The sequence below is a fragment of the Streptomyces sp. NPDC085927 genome, from assembly GCF_044540975.1.
Lineage (GTDB): Bacteria > Actinomycetota > Actinomycetes > Streptomycetales > Streptomycetaceae > Streptomyces > Streptomyces hirsutus.
In genome coordinates this window covers 271,041-293,427 of record NZ_JBITSN010000008.1, presented here as the reverse complement: position 1 = coordinate 293,427, position 22,387 = coordinate 271,041, and the positions used below count along the sequence as shown (strand labels likewise).

The following is a 22,387-nucleotide window of genomic DNA, read 5'->3' as shown; positions in this document are numbered from 1 at the left end:
GCAGCCTCACTCAGGTCGCGCAACTCTCCGATCGGTTCGCCGAATCGGCCGCGCATACCACTGTCCGGCGTTTCCCCAGAAGACTCGCGTGCCATTTTCTGCGACTTCCCCTCTCTACCGCTTCGTCAATACTCCCCCCTTGCGCATGGCAATGTGGTCGGTCTTATCGCTCTTGATCTCGTATGGGGGTTCGTCTTCTGAGCAGTGGCGCGTACGACCCTTGTACTCCACGTCGTGTGTGTGTTTCTTGACGATGACGCCTTCCACATGCCCGGCTTCCGAGTTCCATCACACGTGGTCCCCGACGTCGAACTGTTTTTTCATTCCAGTTCCCTTCGTTTCGATCTTTTCCTGATGTCGGCATCGGCATCGACGCCGACATCAGACCGAACGAGTACCACCGGTGTTCCGCCCGATGCCACGGGAAGGGGCTCGTTGTCGCTTGAGGTCGATGCGGGCCGGCAACTCGTCACAGAAGTCGTCCACGGTGCGCCCTGCCAGGATTGAAGTGATCCCTCAGGTCCCGACACTTCCGTTTTACCGGCGATGCTGCCGGCCGTGGCGGTTTCGTTGCCCTGGGAGGTGAGGTTGCCGGCCTGGCCCCAGCAGTACGGCCACGACGCCTTCCGCGCACCCGCGGAGTCGGCCTGCCTGAGCTGCCGGAAGGCCAGGAGCCCGCCATGGCCGCAGCCTTCGCGCCGGCGGTGATGACGCCCCGTGGCATGGTCACCAGACTCTGGGCATTCTCCGCAGGCCATGGATGCCTTGCAACCCTGACGGCGCAGCGCCAGGTCCCACCGGCCGCTCGTCCGGCGCCACCGTCGTTCGCGGCGGCCACCGGGACGAAAGGAAGGGGAGTCGCGCCGGCCCGTGTCATCCGCCCGCGTCCGCGCCCTCAGCCTCCCAGCGCAGCAGGTCACCCGGCTGGCATTCCAGTACGTCGCAGAGCGCGGCAAGCGTGGTGAAGCGCACCGCCTTGGCGCGGCCGTTCTTGAGCACCGCCAGATTGGCCGGGGTGATCCCGACGCGCTCCGCCAGTTCCCCCACGGACAGCTTGCGCTTCGCCAGCATCACGTCGATGTCGACGACGATCGGCATCAGATCACCTCAGCCAGCTCGGCCCGCATCCGCGCCGCCTCGATGTCGCGCGCGACGGCCTGGGCGAGCAGCATCCGCAGTACGAGCACGACCAGCGCGACCCCCAGGATTGCCACGACGACCCCGCACAGCAGCAGGACGATGCCCGGTGCGACGGCCTCACCCGGTGCCAGGACGACCGCGAGCGCAAACACCAGGAACGCGGCCGCGACGAACGCGCCGATCACGACATGCACGTACCGGAAGGCGCCGAGGGAGAACACGGTTCCCCGCCGCACCATCGTCACCAGCCGCCACACGCAGACGAGCACGACCTGGGCCGCCACGACACCGAGCACGACGATGACGATCACCGGTGTGCGCACGGACGCGAGGGCCGCGTCGGCGTCGTCGAAGTCCATGGCCAGCAGCGGCACCATGACCGCCTGAACGAACGCCGAGCCGGCGAGCAGCATCACCAGTACGGCACGCAGGGCCAGTACGGTCAGCTTTCCCATAGCCCCTCCTTCACTCGATTCACGATGGAAATCTATCGAGAAACGATAGGTGCGGCAAGGGTGGGGTGAGGTCGGGCCGTTTCGTCCGCTCCGTTGGCGCTGTCCTGGTGTCCCGGGACAGGGGGTTGTGGGGCCGGCCGCACCAGAAGGCGTCGAGAGGCTCACTGACCAGGGCCTGGTCGACCGGAGGCGGCAGCCCACCGGACCAGCGCAGGGAGGACTGCATGGCGAGGGGACGAGTCGCAGGAGTGGTGGCCGCGCCGGCCACTGACGCGACCATCGGGGTGGCCGGCCCTGCGGCAGCGGACGGTCATGTCCCTCCGGGCTGTGAGGGAGGCTTCGTACGCGGAGGCTCGTACGCCTGGTGCGCGGCGGGTACGTACGCGTTCCAAGCGCCGGCCCGCTGCGATAACGGCATTGCTGCACCGGCGTGTGGCGGAACGCGGGCAGCGGCCCTGTGTCCGTCGCAGAGTGTCCCGCAGGAACCCGGCCGACCAACGGGTGGGTGAACATACCCGACTGACGGCAGACGAAGCCGACCGGGTGCAGGGACCAGGTGAACACGTTCTGACCGGCAACGCCTGAACTCCCGAGAGGAGTTCCAGGATGGGCACGGCTCACATTGACAGCCTGGTGACCGGCCTCAGGTTGGCTTGCGCCACACGGAGATGTGCTTCGCGGAGTCCTGGGTGAACAGCCCCCCGTCCCAGTCCGCGACGCGACGTTCCAGTTCGAGCCCAGCGATCCGCGCCATCAGGTCGAGCTCTGCCGGCCAGGCATACCGGTGCCGGGAGCTGCCGCGACGGTAGCGGCCGTCGTCGCCATCACGGGTGAAGTGGTGCGAGACGAGAATCTGCTCGACCAGGTCGAAGGTGTCGAAGCCGAGATGCCGCTCGGAGACGTCGAACGGCACCGCGACCTGGCCGGGCGGCAGGAACCGCAGCGGCGGCACGCCCAGCTCGATGACGAATCGGCCGCCGGGCTCCAGATGACGTGCGGCGTTGCGGAAGCACTCAACCTGCTCGTCCTGCGTGAGCAGGTTCGTGATGGTGTTGTAGACGAGATAGACCAGGGTGAACTCGCCGGGGACGACGGTGGTGGCCATGTCCCCGATGGCTACCGGAAGCGTGCTCTCGTCGGTCTTGCGCCGGAGCACCGCTGCCATGTGCTCGGACAGTTCGATGCCCACTACCGGCACGCCGCGTTCCCGGAGCGGAACGCCCACTCGTCCGGTTCCGATGGCGAACTCCAGTGCCCGGCCGTCTCCGGCGAGCTCGGCGAGGAAGGCGAGAGTCGGTCCGAGAACGGCAGCCGAGGACGTTTCGGCCTCCTCGGCGTCGTAGCGGTCGGCGGTCGCACGGGTCCACAGTTCACTGCTCGTCACGGGCGGCCACTCTGCCGGGTGCCGAGAGGCGCTGTCGACGCATTTACCTTCCACCGGCTCCGATCACACAGTTCGGGGCGAGACCGCAGACGGGCCAGGTGGTGCAGCGTCGAGCCGGCCGGATCGATCTCCTGTGGGCGGACAAGCACATGAAGCTCCGGGCAGACAGGTCGATCCTGGTCGGCACCCACCTACCAGGAGCTTCACCTCATCTCCAACGCCGCCCCCGCGCCAACCGGCCGGCATTTCAACTCTCATCCGGGGCACGGCATTACACCGAGGGTTTATTCGCGAACACCCACCGGTTGCCCTCCAGCGCGTCGTTCTGCGCGGGCAGCGGGCCGCGACCGTGCCGCCGGGTGAAGTCGAAGGGGGTGTGGACCGATGTGGACCAGCCCTTGTCCGCCAGGTCCCCGGCGGAGTCGGGCCGCGGCTCTCCGTCGAAAAGGTTCAGCAGGTCGATGCCGATCTGTTCTTTTGTCGCGGTGTAGAGCGGGCTGTCGCGATACTCCAGCAAGTCTTTCTCGATCTTGACCTCAAAGGCCAGAGCACTCCCGCCCGTACTCAACCGGTCCACCGTGTCGATGAGATGGGTCTCGGTGGCGCGGGGCAGGTAGAACAGCAACCCCTCCGCCAGCCACGCTGTCGGTGCGGTCGCGTCGAAGCCGGCGTCGGTCAGTGCTCCCACCCAGTCGGCACGCAGATCGATCGGAATCGGTACGCGCGCCGCCTTCGGAGTGGCTGACAAACCGCTGAGCACGTCATGCTTGAACGACAGCACACCTTCCCTCTCGATCTCGAAGACGACGCAGCCCGCAGGCCAGTCGAGCCGGAACGCCCGGGAATCCAGTCCCGCGCCGAGCAGGACCACCTGGCGTGCGCCCGCCTGCACCGACCGGAGAAGAAAATCGTCGAGGACTCTCGTGCGCAGACCGAAGTAACGCGCGAAACGCCCCCACAGGGGGTTCGCGTCCCCGTCCGGAACCTGCTGCATCCGGACGGGCCAGCCTGCGGAAGCGGATGCGGCGAGCACGAAGTGCTCCGCGTAGACATCCCGTGCCAGGCTGTCGTCGCGGTGGGTCTCGATGGCCCGTGCCGCAGCGACCATGAGAGCGGTCACGCCGACTCCTCCGTCCACGCCTCCCGCGCCGGGGTTCCCCTGCGCTGTGCCGACCATGTGTCCTCCTTGGGAAATGCGAGATCACGAAATGGGAGAGGGAAGACGCTGCCGTACGGCCGGCTGGACGTCGGACGGCCATCGGGCGGAGCCGATCGGACGGGCAGCGGCGTGCGTCGAAGAGCTCACGCATCAGCTTCTGCTCTCCGGGATCAGGACGGGTTTGACCACGCGGCCCGCATCGCAGTCGCGTTCGGCCTCGTTGATGTCAGTGAGCGGGTACGTACGGATCAGCTGGTCGAAAGGAAACCGTCCGGCCTGCCACAGCGCCGTCAGCCTCGGAATCAGAAGTCCGGGAACCGCGTCCCCCTCGCAGATGTGGGAGATTCGCCGGCCTCGGTCCAGTGCCCCCGGTTCGAGTGACAACGTGGTGTGGAGCCGTGCCACCAGCCCGAGGTGACCGGTTGGGCGCAGGGCCCGGAGGGCATCGTTGATCAGTTGGGTGGAGCCCGTGGTGTCCAGTGCGTACCGCGCGCCGCCATCGGTCAGTCGCCGGATGCGGCCGGGCAGGTCGGGCGATGCGGCGTGCAGCGGGAACGCGTGGAACCGTTCGGCGAGGGCCAGCCGTTCGGGGTGCCGGTCGACGGCCACGGCCACCGCCCCGGCGGCCGTGGCCGCCATCACCGCGGCCAGGCCCACCGCTCCCGCGCCGAGGACAGCGACGGTGTCTCCGGGGCCGACGCCGAAGGAGTTCAGAACCGCCCCGGCACCCGTGAGGAAGCCGCAGCCGAGCGGTCCGAGCAACTCGAGGGGCAGTGAGGGGTCGACCCGGACGGCGTTGCGGGCCAGGACCACCGCGTACTCGGCGAACGAGGACTGGCCGAACCACCGGGGAGCCAGTTCGCTCCCAGCCGTGTCGATGAACCGCGCCGCGTTCTCCCCGCGTCCTCCGAACAGGTTGAGCGAGGCGAAGGAGTCGCAGTAGGCGGGAGCCGCGCCCATGCAGTTACGGCAATGTCCGCAGGAGTCGAAGCTCAGCACGACATGGTCGCCGACGCTCAGCCCCGTGTCCGGGCCGCCCGTCTCCATGACGATCCCGGCACCTTCGTGGCCGAGCACCGCCGGCAGCGGCGAGCGGCCCGCCGAACGCCGGACCGCGAGATCGGTCCGACACATCCCGCAGCCCGCGATGCGGACCAGGAGCTCGCCATTGGCCGGTCCCGCGTCCAGGATCACCTCCTCGACGGCGAAGGGGCTCTCGTACGAGCGCAGTACCGCCGCGCCGAACTTCACGGTCGTGCCTCCTCCGGGCGGTGTACGACGAACGGTCTGAGATTGCCGTAGAGCCCCCACGGTCCGCCCGCGACACCGACACCGCTCTCCTTGATGCCCGCGAAGGGCTGGGCGAGGGACAGTTCGGCGTGGTGGTTGATCCACGCCGTCCCGCACTCCAGCCGGTCGGCCACCGCCTCGGCCCGGTCGAGATCGGTCCCCCATACCGAACCGCCCAGCCCGAAACCGGTGTTGTTGGCGGCCTCGACGACTTCGTCGAGGCTCCCGTACGGCAGTACCGGCAGGACCGGACCGAACTGTTCCTCCGTCACCACCGGGCTGTCGGCCGGCACGTCGGCCAGGATCGTCGGGGCGAAGAAGTAACCCGGCCGGTCCAGCCGGCGGCCACCGGCCGCGACTCGAGCACCGTCTGCCAGAGCCTGGTGCGTGTAGCGCTCGACGCGGGCCAGTTGCAGAGCGTTGTTGACCGGCCCCAGCTGGGAGTCCGGGTCGAGCCCGGGGCCGACGACAGCGGTCTTCGCGCGCTGCGCGAGCGCCTCCACCACCTCGGAGTAGAGCCGGGCCGGGGCGTAGACACGCTTGACCGCCATGCAGACCTGCCCGCAGTTGCGGAACGCCGCCCAGAACAGCCGGTCCGCGATCCCCTCCACATCCACGTCCTCCAGCAGGATCGCGGCGTCGTTACCGCCCAGTTCCAGGGTGACCCGGGCGAGCGAGGCCACCGCCCCCTCCGCGACGGCCCGCCCGGTGGGGACCGAACCGGTGAAGGTGACGTGGCGGATCCCCGGATGGGAGGCGAGTCGGGCACCGAGGGGTTCGCGGCCGGTGACGATCGTCAGTACGTCCTCGGGGAGGGCGGCGGAGACGACGGACCCCAGCAGCCGTGTGGCGAGGGGCGTGTACGGGGAGGGCTTGAGCACCATCGTGTTGCCTGCGGCAAGCGCCGGCGCGAACTTCGCCGATGCCAGCTGCAGAGGAAAGTTCCACGGGACGATCGCTGCGACGGGCCCGAGCGGTCGCCAGCGGATCTCGCTGCGTACCGGACGGCCGTCCGCGATCCGCTGAGGTCCGTGACCCATCTCGGCGAAGTAGCGCAGACGGGCGGCCGTACGGGCGACCTCGGCGTGCGATTCGGCCAGAGGCTTGCCCTGTTCACGGGTGAGCAGGGGCGCGAGGTCGGCGCCGGCCGACTCCACGGCGTCGGCTGCCGCAAGCAACGCGGTCGTACGGGCGACAGGCTCGTCCCGCCAGCCGCGCCAGGCGGCGTGGGCCCGGTCGACGACGGCGTCCAACTCGTCCGGCTGCCGGTCGGGAGCCGCGTCAAAGCCCTCGCCCGTCGCCGGATCGACGACAACGAAGTGTCCTCCGTGGGTCCCGGGCGCGTCGCAGGGAAGCCTTGCCGTCATGCCGACGGTCAGCCCGTGGCGACGACGGATGCGTGTTCCCGGACACGCCGGTCCATCTCCGTCCGAAAGGCGGCCACCAACTGCGGCTGAATCCGGCCGGCCTTGCGGTCGCCTCCCTCGCAAACCGCCCCGCGCACCCCCACGATGTCCGTGTTCATGCGGGCCAGCTCGCCCAGGTCGCCGGCCTTGACGCTGCCTGCGAGGGCGGCGAGCAGGCCGGCCTCATGGGCCAGCCGCACGAACTCCGCACAGACGTCCGGCGGAGTGTGGTCGAACAGCCGTGTCCCGTCCTTGATCGCGGTGTCGAGCATGGCCCCGTCGGAACCGGACCGGCGGGCGATGTCGGGCAGCGCGAGCGGGTTGACGCACCCGATCCGGTGGGCGTCGGCGTACCCCGAAGCGACGACGAACGCATCCGGTCGATAGTCCTTCACCGCCCGGACGACTCCTCGCATGACATCGACGGCCTGTTCGGGCGTCGTGCATCCGTAGAGGCCGACCTTGATGTACGTGGCTCCGGAGACAGCCGCGCCGAGCGCCGCCTGGGCCACTGTGCCGGGCTTGTACGGTACGTCCCCCACCGTCGCGGATACCGGCTTGTCCGCCGGGACCGCGTCGCGGATCGCCTTGATCACCCACGGGAAGTTCGCGCCGAGCGAGCCCTCATCGGGCTTCTTGACATCGACGATGTCGAGGTGCTCCGCCGCCTTCGCACAGTCGAGAGCCTCCTCGACGCCGTCCGGGGAGATGAGAAGCAACAACGTGGGCTCCTTCCACCACACATCCGCCTGCCGTGGGGCAGGGGTGCGCAGTCACCAGGATCACTTGCGGTCAGCTCATCATCACCGCAGTCCGTGACCTTCGGCAGAGCGCGCAGAGTCCCAACGGATCGCCGCCATGCCATGCACACCCCCTCAGCGCGCCGTCCACGCCGGGGGTCCGTCGCGGGCGTCCGGTGAAATAGCGCCACGCCCGGTTTGCGTGGGAGCCGGACGGCGCCCACCGCGTCGATCGCCTGCCCCGCCGCACCCCGCGTAAGGTCGAGGCGGCGGCCGCGTGGGCGGAGCGGCAGGGCCAGCGGTGCTCGTGGGCGCGTCGAAGGCGGGCGTCCGAATCGTGACAGGGACAGGACGTCCGAATCGTGACAGGGACAGGAGCAGTGCCGTGGAGCAGACTCCGGCCGGGTCCTTCCCGGAAGGCGTTGAACAGCAAGCGCTCTTCGGCTGGGAGGATGCGGTGCCCGCCTCCTTGCCGGGCGGCGGGTTCCGGGACGGTCCACGGGCCAGGCGGATGCTGGACGTGCGGGAGGTGTACGCGGAACCCGCCGCGCTCGCCTCTCCCCGCGGCCGGCAGATCCTGGAGAGACTGCCGGGAGTCCCCGTCACGGAGGTGGCCGGGCACTGGCGCATCCCCTCCCTGCACGGCAACGACGGCAACATCGCCCGATGGACCCGCATCAAGACCGAGATCGTGGTCCTGGGCGTCAAGCAGACCCTCACAACCCGCCCCAACGGCAGGTCGGCCGACTGGATCGCCCCGGGCGCCTCCAACGGCTGTGCGATGGCCTGCGCCTACTGCTACGTGCCGCGCCGGAAGGGCTACGCCAACCCGATCACGCTGTTCACCAACATCGAGGCCATCGTCGCCCACGTCCGGCGCCACGTACAGGCGCAGGGTCCCAAGCGGGAACCCAACCAGTGCGACCCCCAGGCCTGGGTGTACGACATCGGCGAGAACGGCGACTGTTCCGTCGACGCCCTGGTGTGCGACAACACGGCCGACCTCATCGCCGCGTTCCGTCGGCTGCCCACCGCGAAGGCGTCGTTCGCGACCAAGTTCGTCAACCCCGACCTGCTCGCGCTGGACCCGCAGGGCCGTACCCGGGTGCGCTTCTCGGTCATGCCCGCGGCCGACTCCCGTCTGCTGGACCTCCGTACCAGCCCGGTCGCGGACCGTGTCGCCGCCGCGGCCGACTTCCTGGACGCGGGCTACGAGGTCCACTTCAACCTCTCCCCGGTGGTGCTGCGTCCCGGCTGGCAGCGGGACTGGACCGACCTGCTCGTCCGCATGGACGATGTCCTTCCCGGCCGGGTGAAGGAGCAGGCGGCGGCCGAGATCATCATGCTGACCCACAACCAGCAGCTCCACGAGGTCAACCTGGGCTGGCACCCCCGGGCCGAGGACCTCCTGTGGCAGCCGGCCGCCCAGGAGACCAAACGTTCCGAGAACGGCGCCCTCAACGTCCGCTACGCCCGCGAGGTCAAGCGCGACGCCCTCACCCGTCTGCGGGAGCTGATCGCGGCCCACGCCCCGTGGCTGCGGATCAGGTACGCGTTCTGACCGCCCCGGCCGGCGTCCGGCGACGACATGACGGAGCACCGCGGTGGTCACGTGCGGGACGCCGCTTGGCCGGTTGCCGCCGGGTGCGGGCCGGGGCTGCCGGGTGCGGGGTGTGTCAGGGGCCCAGGCTTTCGGTGGTGCGGGGGCCCGAGTCGTAGTGCCGGGCGGACGTCCACCACCCTGTCAGGATGCCGGGCAGTGCGTCGGGCGTGTGGGGGAACAGCTCGTCGGGCAGCTCGGCCCGAACGGTGCCGCGGCTGCGGCTGAGGGTGACGTGCGGGATCCAGCGCACAGGGTCGAGGAGAGGGTTCATGCTTCCGCTTCCCGGTGCGTCGCGCAGCGTCCGCCACACCGTTTCGTGCAGGCGCAACAGCGCTTCGTCGGGTCGGACCGCCCAGGCCAGCACCCTCGTCCGGCCGGAGAACCGTAGGGGTCCGTCGAGCCGCAGCGGGAGGGGAAGGGCCTTCGCGAAGGAGTGTTCCAGCTGGGCGTGTGTCTGGGGCGGAAGGTGGTCGGTTGCGGCGAGGGTCAGGTGGGGGCGGTTGGTCGGGTGACGGTGGGTGGCGAGGCTGGGCAGGCCCGCGTCCGCGAGGCGGCGCCATACGTCTCGGACGGCCCGCTCGGTCGCGGGGTCGGGCAGCAGTTCCACACTGTGCACACGGGCAGCGTACGGTTCAGCTCCGCTGCGTGCGGGGCTGCTGTGGCGGTGTCACGATGGTGGTGTCGGACAGCGGTGGCCGGCCGGTCGGGCGGGTTGCGGCTTCGCGGAACTTCATCGTCGAGGAGCGGGTGCGTCGTATGGACAGGTCCGGGCTGGTCGAGGCGGTCACACACAAGGCGGCGGACGGTGGTGATCTGTCCTTGGAGCAGGTCGGCCGGGTCGTCGATGCCCTGTTCGGCACCGTCGACCGGGCGGGTGCGATCGCCGAGGCACTCAGGGCGGGAAAGACCGTCACCCTCACCGGTTTCGGCAGTTTCCATCAGGAGGACGGCGAGCCGGGCCTGCGGCCGGGCAAGGCCCTCAACGAGTTCGTCCACGGCCAGGTCGGCTGACCGGGTACCGGTCCGATGGCCGTCATGACCTTGCGGGCCGCGGGACCGGCCCCCGCCGAGGACGTCTGGTCGCGTCACGCCTCACCCGCCTGCTGACCGGCATGGTCGCTGTGGATCAGAGCGGTGCGCGTGGCCGGTGAGCGGATCGCACCGGGTATGCGGACCCTGCACGGCCTTCGTGGGCCGGCGGAGCGTCGCTGTCGGCTCAGGGCCGGACACCGTCGGCGGCCCGCGGGGTGACGCTCCGGAGCACGTGGACCCCGAGATCGTGGGTGATCCCGGCCCTCCCCAGGTCAGCGACGGCAGGTCGGGACCGCTCGTCCGGGAGCGTCCCGCGACAGGATCACGACGGCGCGGGTCGCAGCCGCAGGGGGTCCTCACCCCACCGGACCCTTTGAGCCGACGACGCCTCTAAGGACGTGCTCAATGCGGTCGAGCCTGGCGTCGTGGTCGGGGTCGGACGGTTCCTTCCAGGTCTTCGTGCGCTGGAAGGTGACATCACGGCGGGCGAGCAGGCCGCGTAACGCCTCGCGGCCGATACGCATCACACGGCCGTGGGCTTGGCGCAGGCAGGCGGCGAGCTTGCCGGTGACCAGCGGGTGAAGGGGCGGCGGGCATCGGCCTGACACCGATGCCCGCCGCCGGATTTCCGCCGGTTCAGCTGTAAGGGATCACCAGCACGGACTTGTCCGTGCCCGTCTGGAGCTTCGAGGTGCCGTTGCCGATGGCGCTCCACACCTCGAGGCGTACGGTGCCGCCGTTCAGATTGCCCGGTGCGCCCGTGGATGCCTTGAGGCCGCGTGCCTGCGTGTACTCCTCCCATCCGGTGACCGGGTCGGTCGCGAAGTAGTGGTACGTCTCGGTCCGGTCGAAGTTGCCGTCGCCGGTGAAGTCGTAGCTGATCCGGGCCTGCTGGCCGAGTCCGACCGTGCTGCCCGCGTCCACCTGGAGCCGGAAGGCGGTCTGGGCGCCCGGGGTGAGCGTGCCGTTGACGCCGCGGACCTCGTAGACGAGGGGCTGGTACGGGGTGCCGTCGTGGTTGACGCCGCCACCGGAGGCGATGGTGTCGCTGCCCGCCGTGCCGCCGGTCGCCGTGGTCAGGGCGCCACCGCTGCGCAGCTGGAAGGTGTTGCCGGTCGGCGGTTCCGGGTCGGGGTCCGGGTCGGGGTCTCCTGAACCGGTTCCGGTGCCGCTCGCGGTGGAACGGGCCGGCACGGAGAGGGTCTTGCCGTCGGAGAAGGTGACGGTGCGGGCCGTCGGTCCGTGGTTGTGGGCCGCGTAGGTCCGGGTCGTTCCCTTGGTGAAGACGGCGGAGGTGGGGATGTCACCGGTCACGGTGGCGTCCGGGGCGCCGAGGGTGTCGAGGGTGTTGATCCAGTGGTAGGTGTGTGCCTTCGACTCCCCCTGCTCCGGGGTGTAGCCGGCGTGGCCCGCGTCCCATTTCGCCTTGGCCGCGCCCGGGTCGGCGAAGGACTGGAACTCCCAGAGGATGTCGCGCCATTCGACGGCCGGGCCGCCGTTCTCCCGCTCCATCTCGGCGATGTTGCGCCGGATCGCTGCCTTCTCACCGCCGAGGTGGAGCGAGCCGCCGGTCACGGGCAGGACGTTGATGCCGTGAATCTCCTCGGGGTTGGCGGTCCACCAGGTGGCATAGGCGGCGCCGCTGCCCCACACCATGCCGGCTGTGTCGTGACCGAATGAGGACGGGAAGACCTGCTCGTCGGCGTCGAACCAGTACTGGGCGATCGACTCCGACTCGGTGGTCAGCAGGAAGGTGCCGAGGTCACGCAGCGAGGTGTCACCGGTCGCGGAGCCCCACAGGACGAGGGCTGCGCTGAGGTTGGTGGACTCGGAGGAGGACTCCTGGTTGTTGCCGGCGGCGAAACCCTGATGGCCGGAGGCCCAGCTGTGGCCCGCGTAGACGTCGAAGCCGCGCAGGAAGGGGAAGGCGGTGTCGGTGCGGCTGGGGTTGGCGGTGTCCCGTACGAGGGTCTTGACCATGCCGCCCCAGGCGGAGTCGGCGGCCCATCCCTGGTCGTACTGGGCGACGATCGCCGCCGCGTAGACGTAGTAGCTGTAGTGGAAGTGATGGTCGTTGAGCTCGGTGTCGCTGCCGTAGGAGGCGGGGTAGCCGGTGAGCGTCTTCCAGTCCTTGTCGTAGCTGAACTCGTTCGCGCCTCCCGCCGTGAACCATTCCTGGAGCTTGCCCTTGATCAGGCCGAGAAGCCTGTCACGGATGGCGGTCTCGCCGATCTGGTCGGCCATCGGAACGAGCTGGGCGAGGCGGCCGAGGGCCTTGCCGGTCCAGTAGGTGTCGGAGGCTCCGGAGAAGGGGTCTGCCGCGTTCACGACCTCGTTCAGGTAACCGCGCAGCCGGGCGGTGTCCACGCCGTTCGACTTGGGCAGTGCGGGCAGCACCGCCGATGCCTTCTGGCTCGTGGTGAAGGAGGCCGACTCGCGGACCTTCATGGTGCCGCGTGGTGAGACGTAGGTGTAGGAGGTGAGGGGGTCCGTGGTGTTCAGCCACTGGTGGCGGTAGAGGGCCTGGAGCGTGCCGCGCTCGGTGCCTTCCTTCGCCTCGGTGGCGAGCGTGTAGGTGGCCTTGACAGTGCCACCGGTGTAGCTCCAGGTGACCTCGGAGCCGGTGACGAAGCTGTAGGCGTACTTCTTGAAGGTCGCCAGCGCGCCGGTGGACGGCAGCACGGCGACGGAGAAGTAGTCCTTGGAGCCGAGACCCGCGGTGACGGTGGAGCCCGCGATGTTCCAGTCGCTGCCGGTCGGCGCGAAGAGGGCGTAGTGATGCCCGGCGACGGTGATGCCGAGGACGTTGCCCTGGTCGGCGAAGACGGTGGGTGCGGCGGCGGTGGTGATCTGGGCGTTGCCGCCGGAACCCTTGGCGTACACGAACGGGGAGCCGTGGCCGATGGTGGTGCGCAGGGTGCGGGCACCGTCGGACCATTGGGGGGTGACCGTCCAGTCGGACCAGTCGTCGGCCTTGGTGTCGGGTGAGTTGAGGCCGGTCAGTCCGATGGTGAGGTCGCGCTTGTGGGCGTACTCGTACTGGCGGCCGTCACCGACGATCGCGGGGGTCGTCGGGTAGCCGACGTCGAGTCCGCCGGCCGTGGCCTGGTAGGTGAGGGGGTGTCCGTACATGGGGGTCGAGTACGGGTTGTCGCCGTAGCGCTGGAAAGCGAGGGAGGACCACCAGTCGTTGGTGGGTACGGGCCGGTTCCGGGCGGCGGCGGTCAGCTTGGGCGTGACCGGCGTTCCTGTGTTGGTGGTGGGACCCGACGTACCGGGGGGCCGGGTGTCGGAGTAGCTGCCGGAGCCTACGGGGACGGTGGCGGCGGCCGCCGGTACGGCGGCCGGGCCCAGGCCGACGACGGCGAGGGCTGAGGCCAGAAGCAGTACTACTGCCGGTCTGGTGCGGGGGGATGGCATGCGGCACCTCAAGTCATCACAGGAGGGGGGTCTGAGAGCGCTCTCAGATGGCCGGAACGTAAAGCCCCTGTAATGCACGTGTCAATAGATTGAACACAGCGGGTAGGTGGCGCCGGGCCCGCATCCGTTATGTCTTCGCGTCTTGACGGTGTGAGCACGCGGGCTCCCTTCGAGCAGACGCGATGAGAGCGCTCCCACCGCACGTCCTGCCTCGGAGCCAGGATGGTCACGCTCACCGTCGGTATCCGCTTGCACACCATCGTCACCCGGGTCGACGTCGCCTGACACCTGACGAAGGCAGAGAAGTTGACCACGCAGACCCACCGCATCGACCATGTCGACCACGCACTCATCCAGGCCGCAGCGCACGTCGCTCGCACCCGCTGCCGGGGCGACAACCACACCATGGCGGCTGCGGCCCGCGCCCGGGACGGCCGGATCGTCACCGCGGTGAACGCCTACCACTTCACCGGAGGACCCTGCGCCGAGCTGGTCCTCATCGGCGCGGCAGCCACCCAGGGCGCCTACGAACTGGACACGATCGTCGCTGTGGGCGACCGCGGCCGAGGGGTTGTTCCCCCGTGCGGCCGGTGCCGGCAGGTCCTTCTCGACTACTTCCCCGCCCTCGAGGTCATCGTCGGCAAGGACGACCGTGTCCGAACCGTCCCCATCACCGATTTGCTGCCCGGAAGCCACATCTGAGCCGACCACCAGCTCGACGCCGAGTAACCACGGCACTCAGCACCAGCTGACACCGCCGACCGGGAACAGGGCGAACGTCTCCTGATACGGCACCGGCTCGTATCACGTAAGGCGAGGGCCGCCCGCTGGGACCGGGACTCCCGGGGCGGCCGTGGCAGGCTCCCGGTCGGCCAGGGGCCTGGGAGCGAGTGGGTCAGATGTGTCCGAAGAACAGGCTGCCCGGTGCCTCCGGGTCGTTGGACAGGAAGTGTTCACGCACCGCGCGGATGAACTCCTGGCGCGAGATCACGCCGTCCCCGTCGGTGTCCAGCCTATGGAAGACGTCCATCGCGTCGGGCGCGTCGCTCCGCCACACGTCCCGCAGGAAGCGGGCGAACTCGTCCTTGCTGATCTCGTTGTCGCCGTTGACGTCGATGACGTCGAAGATCGCGTGGCCGCCGCCCTCGGTCACGTTGAGCCGGCTGGTGTCGATGACCGCGAGACGGTTGGCGGTGACGTACTGGTCCTTCGTGAGCCGGTCCCCCTCCACGCCCGCGTGACGCAGCAGCTCCAGCCAGTAGATCTGGCAGAAGGTGTGGATGGCCCTGGCCCGACGGTCGTCCTTGTCGAGCCGGTAGGCCTGGATGTAGCGGTCGGCGAGTTTGTGGTAGTCCGCCCAGTCCACATAACCGTCGTGGTTGGCGTCCATGACGTCGAAGTTGCGCTCGAGCTTGATGGTGATGACGTCCTGTGCCGTCGTGGTCATGCGTCGAGTCCTTTCGTGATCTTTCCTTGCAGACTCTCCAATATGGGGCAAAGCGCCCTGAAGGGGGATCAGTTTCGACATATGACACTCGATCCAGTGATCACCCATCCGGTGTGCGCGGCGGACTGGAAGACAACATCGAGCAGCACCTGACCGGCCCGGGTGATTACGCCGGGACTGGATCCATGAACGTCCCTCTGTTTCCCATTTCGGCTTGCCGGGGGCCCGGGGCGGCCGGCGCTGGTGCGGCGTGCCAGCGGAATGACAGCGGAAGACGTGCCGAACGGTGAGCGGGGGCCGCTGGACTGGTCCTGCAACCGCCTGCGGCCACCACCGGACACGGTGGTCCGCCCGACTCCTGGGGAGACACCATGAACAAGGACCTGAGCACTCTCGCCGACGAGATCCTCGAGCTCGAGGCCGAGACCTTCGAGATCTCCGACTACTCGGACGCCAGCGAGGTCGTGCTGGCCGGCTGCACCAGCACCAGCTCCACCTCGACCTCCAGCTCCACCTGCAGCACCACCTCCTGCTCCGCCTGACCCGGCGTCCGGCGCGGCAACGCCCGGCCGGCGTCCGCCTCCTTCACGGAGGAGGGCGCCGACCGGGCGCTCGGCATGCCCTGGACCGGCCGCGACGGCGCCCGCCGAGGCATGTTCCGGCCGCGGGCCGGAGAACCGGCCGGGGCGAAAGTGAACACCGTGAAAAGGTTCGGCGAATCCGGTGGATCGAGCAACTTCGCTTCCCTGACCGTACCGCCGGTAAGTCCACGACCCGCAGCCCGACGGCAGGTCATTTACCAGTAAATATGCTCCGCCAGTAGGTACTTGACGGCAGGTCAGTGACTGAAACTTGTCTCTCGGGCATTTCACAACCACCTCTTGACCCGCGTTCTACGCCAGTAGACACTCACCACTGCCGCAAGACCGAAGGCATACGTGCACTACGACTTCACAATCTGCGCCGTACTGCCCGTGTCGGCGAAAAAAGCAGGCGTCCCGAATGAGCCACCACTCAGACAGGGCCCGCTTCGACGGCATGGCACCGCCACCCCGGAGGGGGTGGCGATTCGGGTCCGCAGAAGTGCGAGGGTCAACGGGGGGACCAGGTGCGTTTTCAGTTGCTCGGCCCGCTCAGCATCACCGACGGGCGTGAGGTGGTCGTCCTACCACCGGCCAAGCCGACGTCACTGCTGGCGGCACTGCTGGTCCGGCCCGGCGAGGTGGTCCCCACGGAGCGGCTGCGCCAGGCCGTCTGGGGAGAGAGACAGCCGGCGACGGCGAAGGCGGCCCTGCAGAGCTGCGTCCTGCGGCTGCGCCGGCTCTTCGCCAAGTACGACATCGAGGAGCAGTCGGTGGTCGCGGTCGCCGGGGGCTACCGCCTTCCGGCCGACGGCGACACCCTGGACCTGCTGCACTTCCGCCGTCTGGTGTCGGAGGCGGCCGGCGCCGGAGAGTCCGAACTCCCCTTGCTGCGCAAGGCACTCGGCCTGTGGCGGGGGCCGCTTCTGGCCAACGTCCCCTCCGACCTCCTGCACCGCGACGAGGTGCCCCGGCTGGTCGAGGAACGCCTGCGCGTCCTGGAACGCCTCTGCGAGATACAACTGGCCCGCGGACGGTGTCGCGAGGTCCTGGTGGACCTGTGGGAGGCCACCCGGACCCATCCCCAGCACGAAGGACTCTCCGCCCAGCTGATGCGGGCGCTCTACGGGGCGGGACGGCAGAACGAGGCGCTCGCCGAGTACCGGAGGATCAGGACGCACCTGCGGGACGAACTCGGCGTCGACCCGGGCGCGGCACTGCAGAACCTGGAACTGGCCATTCTGCGCGGCGAGGAACTCCCCGGCGCGGCCCGCGCACCCGCGGAGCGCGGCGGGCACGGCGCCGCGGCCGGAGCGGTCCCGTCCGGCGACGGCCGCCCGCCCCCGGGACCGGACCCCTCACCGCGCCCTCGGCTGCCCCGTGTCCCAGGCTTCACCGGACGCTCCCGCGAGACCGCCGACCTCGTGGACCACCTGAACGGCGGTGGCCGGGGCGACGGGCGGGGCGACGCCGCCCCGGTGATCGCGGTCATCTCCGGAGGGCCCGGCATGGGCAAGACCGCGCTGGCCCTGCACGCCGCGCGGCTGGTGGCCGAGCGCTACCCGGCGGGCGGCGTGCTGCTGCCGCTGGCCCGGCCCGACGGCACGCCGCGGCCCGCCGACGAGGCGGCGGCCGAACTGCGCGCCGTGCTTCCCGCCGGCGCTCCCCGCGGGTCGTGCCTGGTGGTGCTCGACGACGTCGTGCACCCGGACCAGGTGCGGAGCCTGTTCGACGTGCCCGGCTGCGGCGCCCTCGTCGTCACGAGCCGCATGCGGCTGGCCGCCCTGGTCGCCACGCACGGCCCGGCGGTACTGCAACTGGGCGCGCTGACACCACAGGAGTCGACGGCCCTGCTCACCACCGTCCTGGGCCGGGAGCGGGTCGCGGCGGAGGCCGCTCACGCGCGTACCCTCACGGACCTGTGCGGGCATGTTCCGCTCGCACTGCGGATCGCCGCCGCCCGGCTGCTGACCCGGCCCAAGCTGCGTCTGGTGGACTACGCCGCGTGGCTGTGCCGGGACCTGCCGGCCCGGCTGGCGCTGCCCGACGACCCCCGGATGTCGGTGCCCCTGACGCTCGACGAAGCCCTGGACCGGCTGCCCGGACCGCTGGCCGACGCCCACCTGCGGCTGGCCCGGCTCAACGGGCAGCTCACCGCACCGGACGCGGCCACCGCGCTCCGCGTGCCCGAGACCCACGCCGAGGAACTGCTCGAGCGGCTCCTGGACACCGGGCTCCTCGACGAGGAACAGCCCGGAACCCTGCGCATGAACAGCCTGTTCCGTGTGCACGCGCTGCACCGGGCGGCCCGGACGGACGGCCTCCCGCAGGCCGTCGCCGCCACGGCCCGGCTCGCACTGCCGTCCGGAGTCACCTGACGGCGCCGGCGCCACCACGACGGGGACGCGGCCGGACCAGCCTGTCCGCGCCCCAACGCCCCGCTCCCACCCACTCCTTCAGATCCACCGCGGCCGACAGGCCCCGACCCGGAGGTGCGACTCCCGCATGCCCACGACGCCCTACGAGGAGACCGCGGACACCCGGCCCAGGGTGCGCCGCGACGTGCTGTTCACCGAGACACCCAACGGCGTGATCTTCCACAACGCCGACGGCGGCTTCCAGCTCAGCTCCCCGTCCGCCTACCGGTTCTCCACTCTCCTCGTCCCGCACCTGGACGGGAGCCGGACCGTGGCGGAGATCTGCGCGGGTTTCCCGGACCCGCAGAAGGCGATGGTCGGTGGCCTGGTCAAGGCGCTCTACGCCCGCGGCTTCGCCCGGCCCGTGCCGGACACCGGACACGGACCCGGCACGGCCCCGGACGCGGCGGTCACCGCACACTTCGCGCCGCAGATCGCCTACATCGACCACTACGCCGACGACGCCGGGGACAGGTTCGCCGCGTTCCGCGGCACCCGCGTGGCGGTGCTCGGTGACGGCCCGGTCGCGCGCTGGTGCGCGCTGTCCCTGATACGCAACGGCTGCGCGCACGTCGCCGTGGAGGCCGCCCTGGCCGAAGGGCCCGCCACCGCCGCGGAGTTCGGCCGGCTCCGGGAGGAGGCGGCGGAGCTCACCGCGCAGGGGGCCCCGGCCGAGGTGACGGTGCTGCCCGCGGCCGGCCCGGACGGCTGGGACGCGTACGAGGGGTTTGACGTGGTGGTCGCCGCCGCCGGCCGCGACGCGTTCCGGACCGCGGTCGCCCTGCTCGGCCAGGGCGTACCCGAGGGCCGCACACTGCTGCCCGCCTGGACGTTCGGCGGCCGGGCGGTGGTCGGACCGGTCAGCACCCCGGACACGGACGGCTGCCTCGCCTGCGCGGCGCTGCGGCTCGGCGCGACCGGGGACCCGGCGGTCGCGGCCGGCCTGTGGAGCCAACTGGCCCTGGGAACCGCTCCGGCCCCCGGGCCGCGCGGACCGCTCGCGGCGATGCTCGGCAACCTGCTCGGCTACGAGGTGTTCCGGCTGGTCACCGGGGCCCTGCCGGCCGAGACCCGGGGCCAGGTGCTGCTGCAGGACATGGCCTCCTTCGACGTCCTCGCGGAGCGGCTGCTGCCCCATCCGCGCTGCCCGTACTGCCGGACCCGGCCCGCCGTGCCCGAGTCCGAGCCCGTCGACCTGACCGCGGCCCCCGCGCGCCCCGCCTTCGAGCCGGTCGTCGCCGCCGCCCCGGACGACGGCGCGACCGAGGGCCCACTGGCCGAGCTGGACCGCAGGTCGCTCGCGATCCGGCCGTCCGTCGGAGTCTTCACCCGGTACGCGGACGAGCCGGTCACCCAGACCCCGCTGAAGGTCGGCGCGGTGGAGGTCGGCCTGGGCACGGCCGGGACCCGGACCGTCGTCGCGTTCGACGTCCAGCACACCGCGGGCGCCCGCCTGCGGGCACTCGAGGCCGCCGCCGAGGTCTACGCGGAGCACGTGGTGCCCGCCTTCACCCCATCGGACGGCACGCCCCTGGCGGACGGTGCGGAGGCCCCGCGGGTGCGGCCGGAGACGCTCTCCACGGCGACCGGCGCCGGCGGCGATCCCGTCGCCGCCTGGACCCCGGCCACCTCCCTGCTGACCAAGGAGCGGATCCTGGTGCCGGCCGGTGCCGTGCGGCCGTTCGGGCCGGACAACCAGGACCGCCGGTTCGAGCCGACGCGCGCCGGGGCCGGTGCGGGCGACGGGCTGCCGGCCGCCGCGGCGGCCGGACTGCTGTCGGCGCTCGCCCACGACGCGCTGCAGCGGGCCGTGCGCGGCACGGGACGGACCGCGGTGCTCTCCCCCGCGCTGCTCGCCGGCGACCCCGAGGGGACCTTCCTGCTGCGTTCCGCCGGGCATCTGGGCCTGGAGACCGAACTCCTCGACCTCGGGGAGGCGGACCGCACCGGGGTGTCGGTGGTGCTGGCCCGCACCCGTCCCGCGGAACCGGGCGAGCCGGTGCGGTGGGCCGTCGGCGCCGCCCTGGACCGGGCGGCGGCGGCCGGCGACGCCCTCCGCGATCTGATCGGCACAGTGCAGCTCACCGCCGAGGGGGTGCTGGGCACGCCCGATCCGGGCGATCCGCTGCTGGCCGAGCTGGACGCGGCCCTGATCCCGGTCACGGCCGACGTGGCCGGGGAGGAGCCGGCCGCCGACCGGCCGCCGGTGACGTGGGCGGACGTCCTGGAGCGGCTGGCCTCGGCCGGCCGGGACGCCCTCGTCGTAGCCACGCATGCGGCCGACCTGCCCGCCGCCGGGATCCACACCGTCCGCGTTCTGCTCACCGGGGCGGCCGGCGATGACCGTTGACCTGACCGAGGCCGCCGCGGAGCCGCGCCGGGACGCGTGCCGCCGCTTCGCGGAGGACCTCCGCCGGGCCCTGTGCGACCTGCCCGCCGTACCCGGACGCCCGGTTCCCGACATCGGGGTCGGAGCGCTCGGGGTGCGGGACGCCTTCGCCGACATCGGGGATGCCCCGGACACCGTCCTCCCCGTGCATCTGTACGGCCGGCAGGCGGTGATCGGTCCCTGGCCCGCCGAGGGCCGGGCGGGCTGCGCCGTGTGCCTGCGGCGCCGCTGGCAGGGGGTGCGCTCGGTCGGTCTGCGGGAGGGCCTGGAGCTGCGCGGCGGCACCCGGGAGGCGGGCCCCTGGCCCTATCTGGTGCCGTTCGCCGCGCAGGCGGTCGCCACGCTGATCGCCCGGCTCGCCGCGGCCGGCCCGGCCGGGGACGCGCCGTTCCCCGACGTGTGGCTGATGGACCTGGAGGAACTGACGGTCCGCCACCATCCCCTGGTGCCGGAGCCGGACTGCCCCCGCTGCGGCACCCCCGAGCCGGTGACGGCCGAGTCGGCGGCCCTGAGCCTTCGGCCCGCGTCGAAGTACCGGCCGGGCGTCGGCCGGGTCCGCCCGCTGGACGACTACGGCCTACGGGTGGACGCGTTCGCCAACCCGCACTGGGGGGCGGTCGGCCCGTCGGTGGTGTGCGACGTCACCTCGCCGACCACCTCGGCCACGGTGGGCTGTTTCTCCAGCCGCTCCGGCGACTACCTGCGGGAGACGTTCTGGGGCGGGCACGCCGACACGTACCACGACAGCACCCGCATCGGCGTGCTGGAGGGCCTGGAACGCTTCGCCGGGATGCGTGCCCGGGGCCGCGCCGTCACCCTGACCGCCGCCCTGGACGACCTCGGGCCGGACGCCGTCGACCCGCGCCAGACCGGCCTGTACACGGACGACTTCCACCGGGCGAACCCCTGGGTGCCTCCGTTCACACCGGACCGGGCGATCCCCTGGGTGTGGGGCTGGTCGCTGCGGGACGGTCGGCCGCGCCCCGTGCCGGAGATCCTGGCCTTCTACCACAAGCCGGGCATCGAGCACCGTTTCGTGCAGGAGAGCTCCAACGGCTGCGCCTCCGGGGGCAGTCTGGAGGAGGCCGTGCTCAGCGGACTGATGGAGGCCCTGGAGCGGGACGCCTTCCTGCTCGCCTGGCACGGGATGCAGCCGCTGCGCGAGATCGACCCCTCGACCAGCGCCGACCCGCGCACCCGCTTCATGGTCGACCGCATGGCCATGTACGGGTACCGGGCCCGCTTCTTCGACACCCGGATCACCTTCCCGGTCCCCGTGGTCACCGGAGTCGCCGAGCGGTTCGACGGGGGGCCCGCCCGGATGTGCTTCGGGGCCGGGGCCTCCCTCGACCCGGAGGCCGCGCTCGCCGCCGCTCTGTGCGAGATCGCCACCGACTCGGTGCAGCTGCTGCACCGCTTCGAACGGAACGCGGACGGGTACCTCGCCATGGCCGCCGACCACGAGAAGATCACCAGCCTGCACGACCATCCGCTGGTCTACGCGGTGCCGGAGATGGGCCGTCACGCCGACTTCCTGCTGCGCCGGCCCGCGCCCGCAGCGCCCTTGGGCGTGGCCGACCTGGCCTGGAGCCGCGCCGACGGCTCCGGCCCGGACGTGCGGGACGACCTGCTCGCCGCCGTGGAGTCCGTGACGTCCGCCGGGTTCGACGTCGTCGTCGTCGACCAGACCACACCCGAGCAGCACGCCCTCGGGCTGTACACCGTGAAGGTGCTGGTGCCCGGGCTGCTGCCGCTCGACTTCGGCTGGAGCAGGCAGCGGGCCCGGCACATGCCGCGCATGCGTACCGCGCTGCGCGAGGCGGGGTTGCGTGCGGACGACCTGACCGAGGCCGGGCTCAACCCCGGCCCGCATCCGTTCCCATGAGCGGCCGACCGCCCCGGCGCGCGAGCGCCGGCGAACCGA

At 71.0% G+C, this 22,387-nt stretch carries 17 protein-coding genes and 2 pseudogenes; 7 read left to right on the top strand and 12 right to left on the bottom strand.

Annotation, left to right across the window (positions count from 1 at the left end):
* Positions 1 to 114 precede the first annotated feature (114 nt).
* From ACIF80_RS22750 to ACIF80_RS22715, 8 genes and pseudogenes are all read right to left on the bottom strand, one after another.
* Positions 115 to 324, bottom strand: a pseudogene (locus ACIF80_RS22750) (DUF2945 domain-containing protein).
* A 549-nt stretch (positions 325 to 873) separates the two neighbouring features.
* Positions 874 to 1,098 (bottom strand): helix-turn-helix domain-containing protein, encoded by a 225-nt coding sequence (locus ACIF80_RS22745; protein ID WP_399807430.1) that lies wholly within the window; start codon positions 1,096 to 1,098, stop codon positions 874 to 876.
* Positions 1,098 to 1,595, bottom strand: a complete 498-nt coding sequence (locus ACIF80_RS22740) for a DUF2975 domain-containing protein (protein ID WP_399807427.1) — start codon at positions 1,593 to 1,595, stop codon at positions 1,098 to 1,100. Before ACIF80_RS22740 ends, ACIF80_RS22745 begins: the two co-directional genes overlap by 1 nt.
* Before the next feature lie 643 nt (positions 1,596 to 2,238).
* A complete protein-coding gene (locus tag ACIF80_RS22735) occupies positions 2,239 to 2,979 on the bottom strand; it encodes a class I SAM-dependent DNA methyltransferase (protein WP_399807424.1) in 741 nt (246 codons plus the stop codon).
* A 271-nt stretch (positions 2,980 to 3,250) separates the two neighbouring features.
* Positions 3,251 to 4,156 (bottom strand): class I SAM-dependent methyltransferase, encoded by a 906-nt coding sequence (locus ACIF80_RS22730; RefSeq protein ID WP_399807421.1) that lies wholly within the window; start codon positions 4,154 to 4,156, stop codon positions 3,251 to 3,253.
* Between the two features lie 132 nt (positions 4,157 to 4,288).
* A complete protein-coding gene (locus ACIF80_RS22725) occupies positions 4,289 to 5,389 on the bottom strand; it encodes an NAD(P)-dependent alcohol dehydrogenase (protein WP_399807419.1) in 1,101 nt (366 codons plus the stop codon).
* A complete protein-coding gene (locus ACIF80_RS22720; protein WP_399807417.1) occupies positions 5,386 to 6,795 on the bottom strand; it encodes an aldehyde dehydrogenase family protein in 1,410 nt (469 codons plus the stop codon). The genes ACIF80_RS22725 and ACIF80_RS22720 overlap by 4 nt, the downstream gene beginning before the upstream one ends.
* An 8-nt stretch (positions 6,796 to 6,803) precedes the next feature.
* Positions 6,804 to 7,556 (bottom strand): (5-formylfuran-3-yl)methyl phosphate synthase, encoded by a 753-nt coding sequence (locus ACIF80_RS22715; RefSeq protein WP_399807415.1) that lies wholly within the window; start codon positions 7,554 to 7,556, stop codon positions 6,804 to 6,806.
* Positions 7,557 to 7,959: 403 nt separating this feature from the next.
* On the opposite strand from ACIF80_RS22715, the gene ACIF80_RS22710 reads away from it, so the two are divergent.
* The gene (locus tag ACIF80_RS22710; RefSeq protein ID WP_399807412.1) at positions 7,960 to 9,135 is read left to right on the top strand and encodes a spore photoproduct lyase family protein; all 1,176 of its coding nucleotides are present in this window, start codon (positions 7,960 to 7,962) and stop codon (positions 9,133 to 9,135) included.
* A 115-nt stretch (positions 9,136 to 9,250) separates the two neighbouring features.
* On the opposite strand, the gene ACIF80_RS22705 is transcribed toward ACIF80_RS22710, so the two are convergent.
* Positions 9,251 to 9,793: a 2'-5' RNA ligase family protein gene (locus tag ACIF80_RS22705; RefSeq protein WP_399807411.1), complete on the bottom strand. Its 543-nt coding sequence runs from the start codon at positions 9,791 to 9,793 to the stop codon at positions 9,251 to 9,253.
* Positions 9,794 to 9,933: 140 nt separating this feature from the next.
* Between ACIF80_RS22705 and ACIF80_RS22700 the strand changes: the two genes are divergently transcribed.
* Entirely contained in the window at positions 9,934 to 10,188 is a 255-nt protein-coding gene (locus tag ACIF80_RS22700; protein WP_399807409.1) for an HU family DNA-binding protein, read from the top strand.
* Between the two features lie 413 nt (positions 10,189 to 10,601).
* On the opposite strand, the pseudogene ACIF80_RS22695 reads toward ACIF80_RS22700, so the two are convergent.
* Positions 10,602 to 10,849, bottom strand: a pseudogene (locus ACIF80_RS22695) (hypothetical protein); the annotation flags it as partial.
* On the bottom strand, positions 10,846 to 13,629 hold the full coding sequence (locus ACIF80_RS22690) for a glycosyl hydrolase (RefSeq protein WP_399807406.1): 2,784 nt from the start codon (positions 13,627 to 13,629) through the stop codon (positions 10,846 to 10,848). The pseudogene ACIF80_RS22695 and the gene ACIF80_RS22690, both read right to left, overlap by 4 nt.
* Before the next feature lie 306 nt (positions 13,630 to 13,935).
* On the opposite strand from ACIF80_RS22690, the gene ACIF80_RS22685 reads away from it, so the two are divergent.
* The gene (locus ACIF80_RS22685) at positions 13,936 to 14,331 is read left to right on the top strand and encodes a cytidine deaminase family protein (RefSeq protein WP_399807403.1); all 396 of its coding nucleotides are present in this window, start codon (positions 13,936 to 13,938) and stop codon (positions 14,329 to 14,331) included.
* 193 nt (positions 14,332 to 14,524) lie between these two features.
* On the opposite strand, the gene ACIF80_RS22680 is transcribed toward ACIF80_RS22685, so the two are convergent.
* Positions 14,525 to 15,076: an EF-hand domain-containing protein gene (locus tag ACIF80_RS22680; protein WP_399807401.1), complete on the bottom strand. Its 552-nt coding sequence runs from the start codon at positions 15,074 to 15,076 to the stop codon at positions 14,525 to 14,527.
* A gap of 371 nt (positions 15,077 to 15,447) precedes the next feature.
* Here ACIF80_RS22680 and ACIF80_RS22675 point away from each other — a divergent pair, with 371 nt between their 5' ends.
* From ACIF80_RS22675 to ACIF80_RS22660, 4 genes are all read left to right on the top strand, one after another.
* Positions 15,448 to 15,618, top strand: a complete 171-nt coding sequence (locus ACIF80_RS22675; RefSeq protein WP_031128743.1) for a thiazolylpeptide-type bacteriocin — start codon at positions 15,448 to 15,450, stop codon at positions 15,616 to 15,618.
* 566 nt (positions 15,619 to 16,184) lie between these two features.
* Entirely contained in the window at positions 16,185 to 18,035 is a 1,851-nt protein-coding gene (locus tag ACIF80_RS22670) for a BTAD domain-containing putative transcriptional regulator (RefSeq protein WP_399807397.1), read from the top strand.
* Positions 18,036 to 18,162: 127 nt separating this feature from the next.
* On the top strand, positions 18,163 to 20,424 hold the full coding sequence (locus ACIF80_RS22665) for a TOMM precursor leader peptide-binding protein (protein ID WP_399807395.1): 2,262 nt from the start codon (positions 18,163 to 18,165) through the stop codon (positions 20,422 to 20,424).
* On the top strand, positions 20,414 to 22,348 hold the full coding sequence (locus ACIF80_RS22660) for a TOMM precursor leader peptide-binding protein (RefSeq protein WP_399807393.1): 1,935 nt from the start codon (positions 20,414 to 20,416) through the stop codon (positions 22,346 to 22,348). Before ACIF80_RS22665 ends, ACIF80_RS22660 begins: the two co-directional genes overlap by 11 nt.
* Positions 22,349 to 22,387: the final 39 nt, after the last annotated feature.

Excerpts from the sequence above, each read along its gene's own strand:
- ACIF80_RS22690 (WP_399807406.1), bottom strand. The coding sequence starts at position 13,629 with ATGCCATCCCCCCGCACCAGACCGGCAGTAGTACTGCTTCTGGCCTCA.
- ACIF80_RS22740 (WP_399807427.1), bottom strand. The coding sequence starts at position 1,595 with ATGGGAAAGCTGACCGTACTGGCCCTGCGTGCCGTACTGGTGATGCTG.
- ACIF80_RS22665 (WP_399807395.1), top strand. The coding sequence starts at position 18,163 with ATGCCCACGACGCCCTACGAGGAGACCGCGGACACCCGGCCCAGGGTG.
- ACIF80_RS22680 (WP_399807401.1), bottom strand. The coding sequence starts at position 15,076 with ATGACCACGACGGCACAGGACGTCATCACCATCAAGCTCGAGCGCAAC.
- ACIF80_RS22675 (WP_031128743.1), top strand. The coding sequence starts at position 15,448 with ATGAACAAGGACCTGAGCACTCTCGCCGACGAGATCCTCGAGCTCGAG.
- ACIF80_RS22720 (WP_399807417.1), bottom strand. The coding sequence starts at position 6,795 with ATGACGGCAAGGCTTCCCTGCGACGCGCCCGGGACCCACGGAGGACAC.
- ACIF80_RS22700 (WP_399807409.1), top strand. The coding sequence starts at position 9,934 with ATGGACAGGTCCGGGCTGGTCGAGGCGGTCACACACAAGGCGGCGGAC.
- ACIF80_RS22730 (WP_399807421.1), bottom strand. The coding sequence starts at position 4,156 with ATGGTCGGCACAGCGCAGGGGAACCCCGGCGCGGGAGGCGTGGACGGA.
- ACIF80_RS22745 (WP_399807430.1), bottom strand. The coding sequence starts at position 1,098 with ATGCCGATCGTCGTCGACATCGACGTGATGCTGGCGAAGCGCAAGCTG.
- ACIF80_RS22660 (WP_399807393.1), top strand. The coding sequence starts at position 20,414 with ATGACCGTTGACCTGACCGAGGCCGCCGCGGAGCCGCGCCGGGACGCG.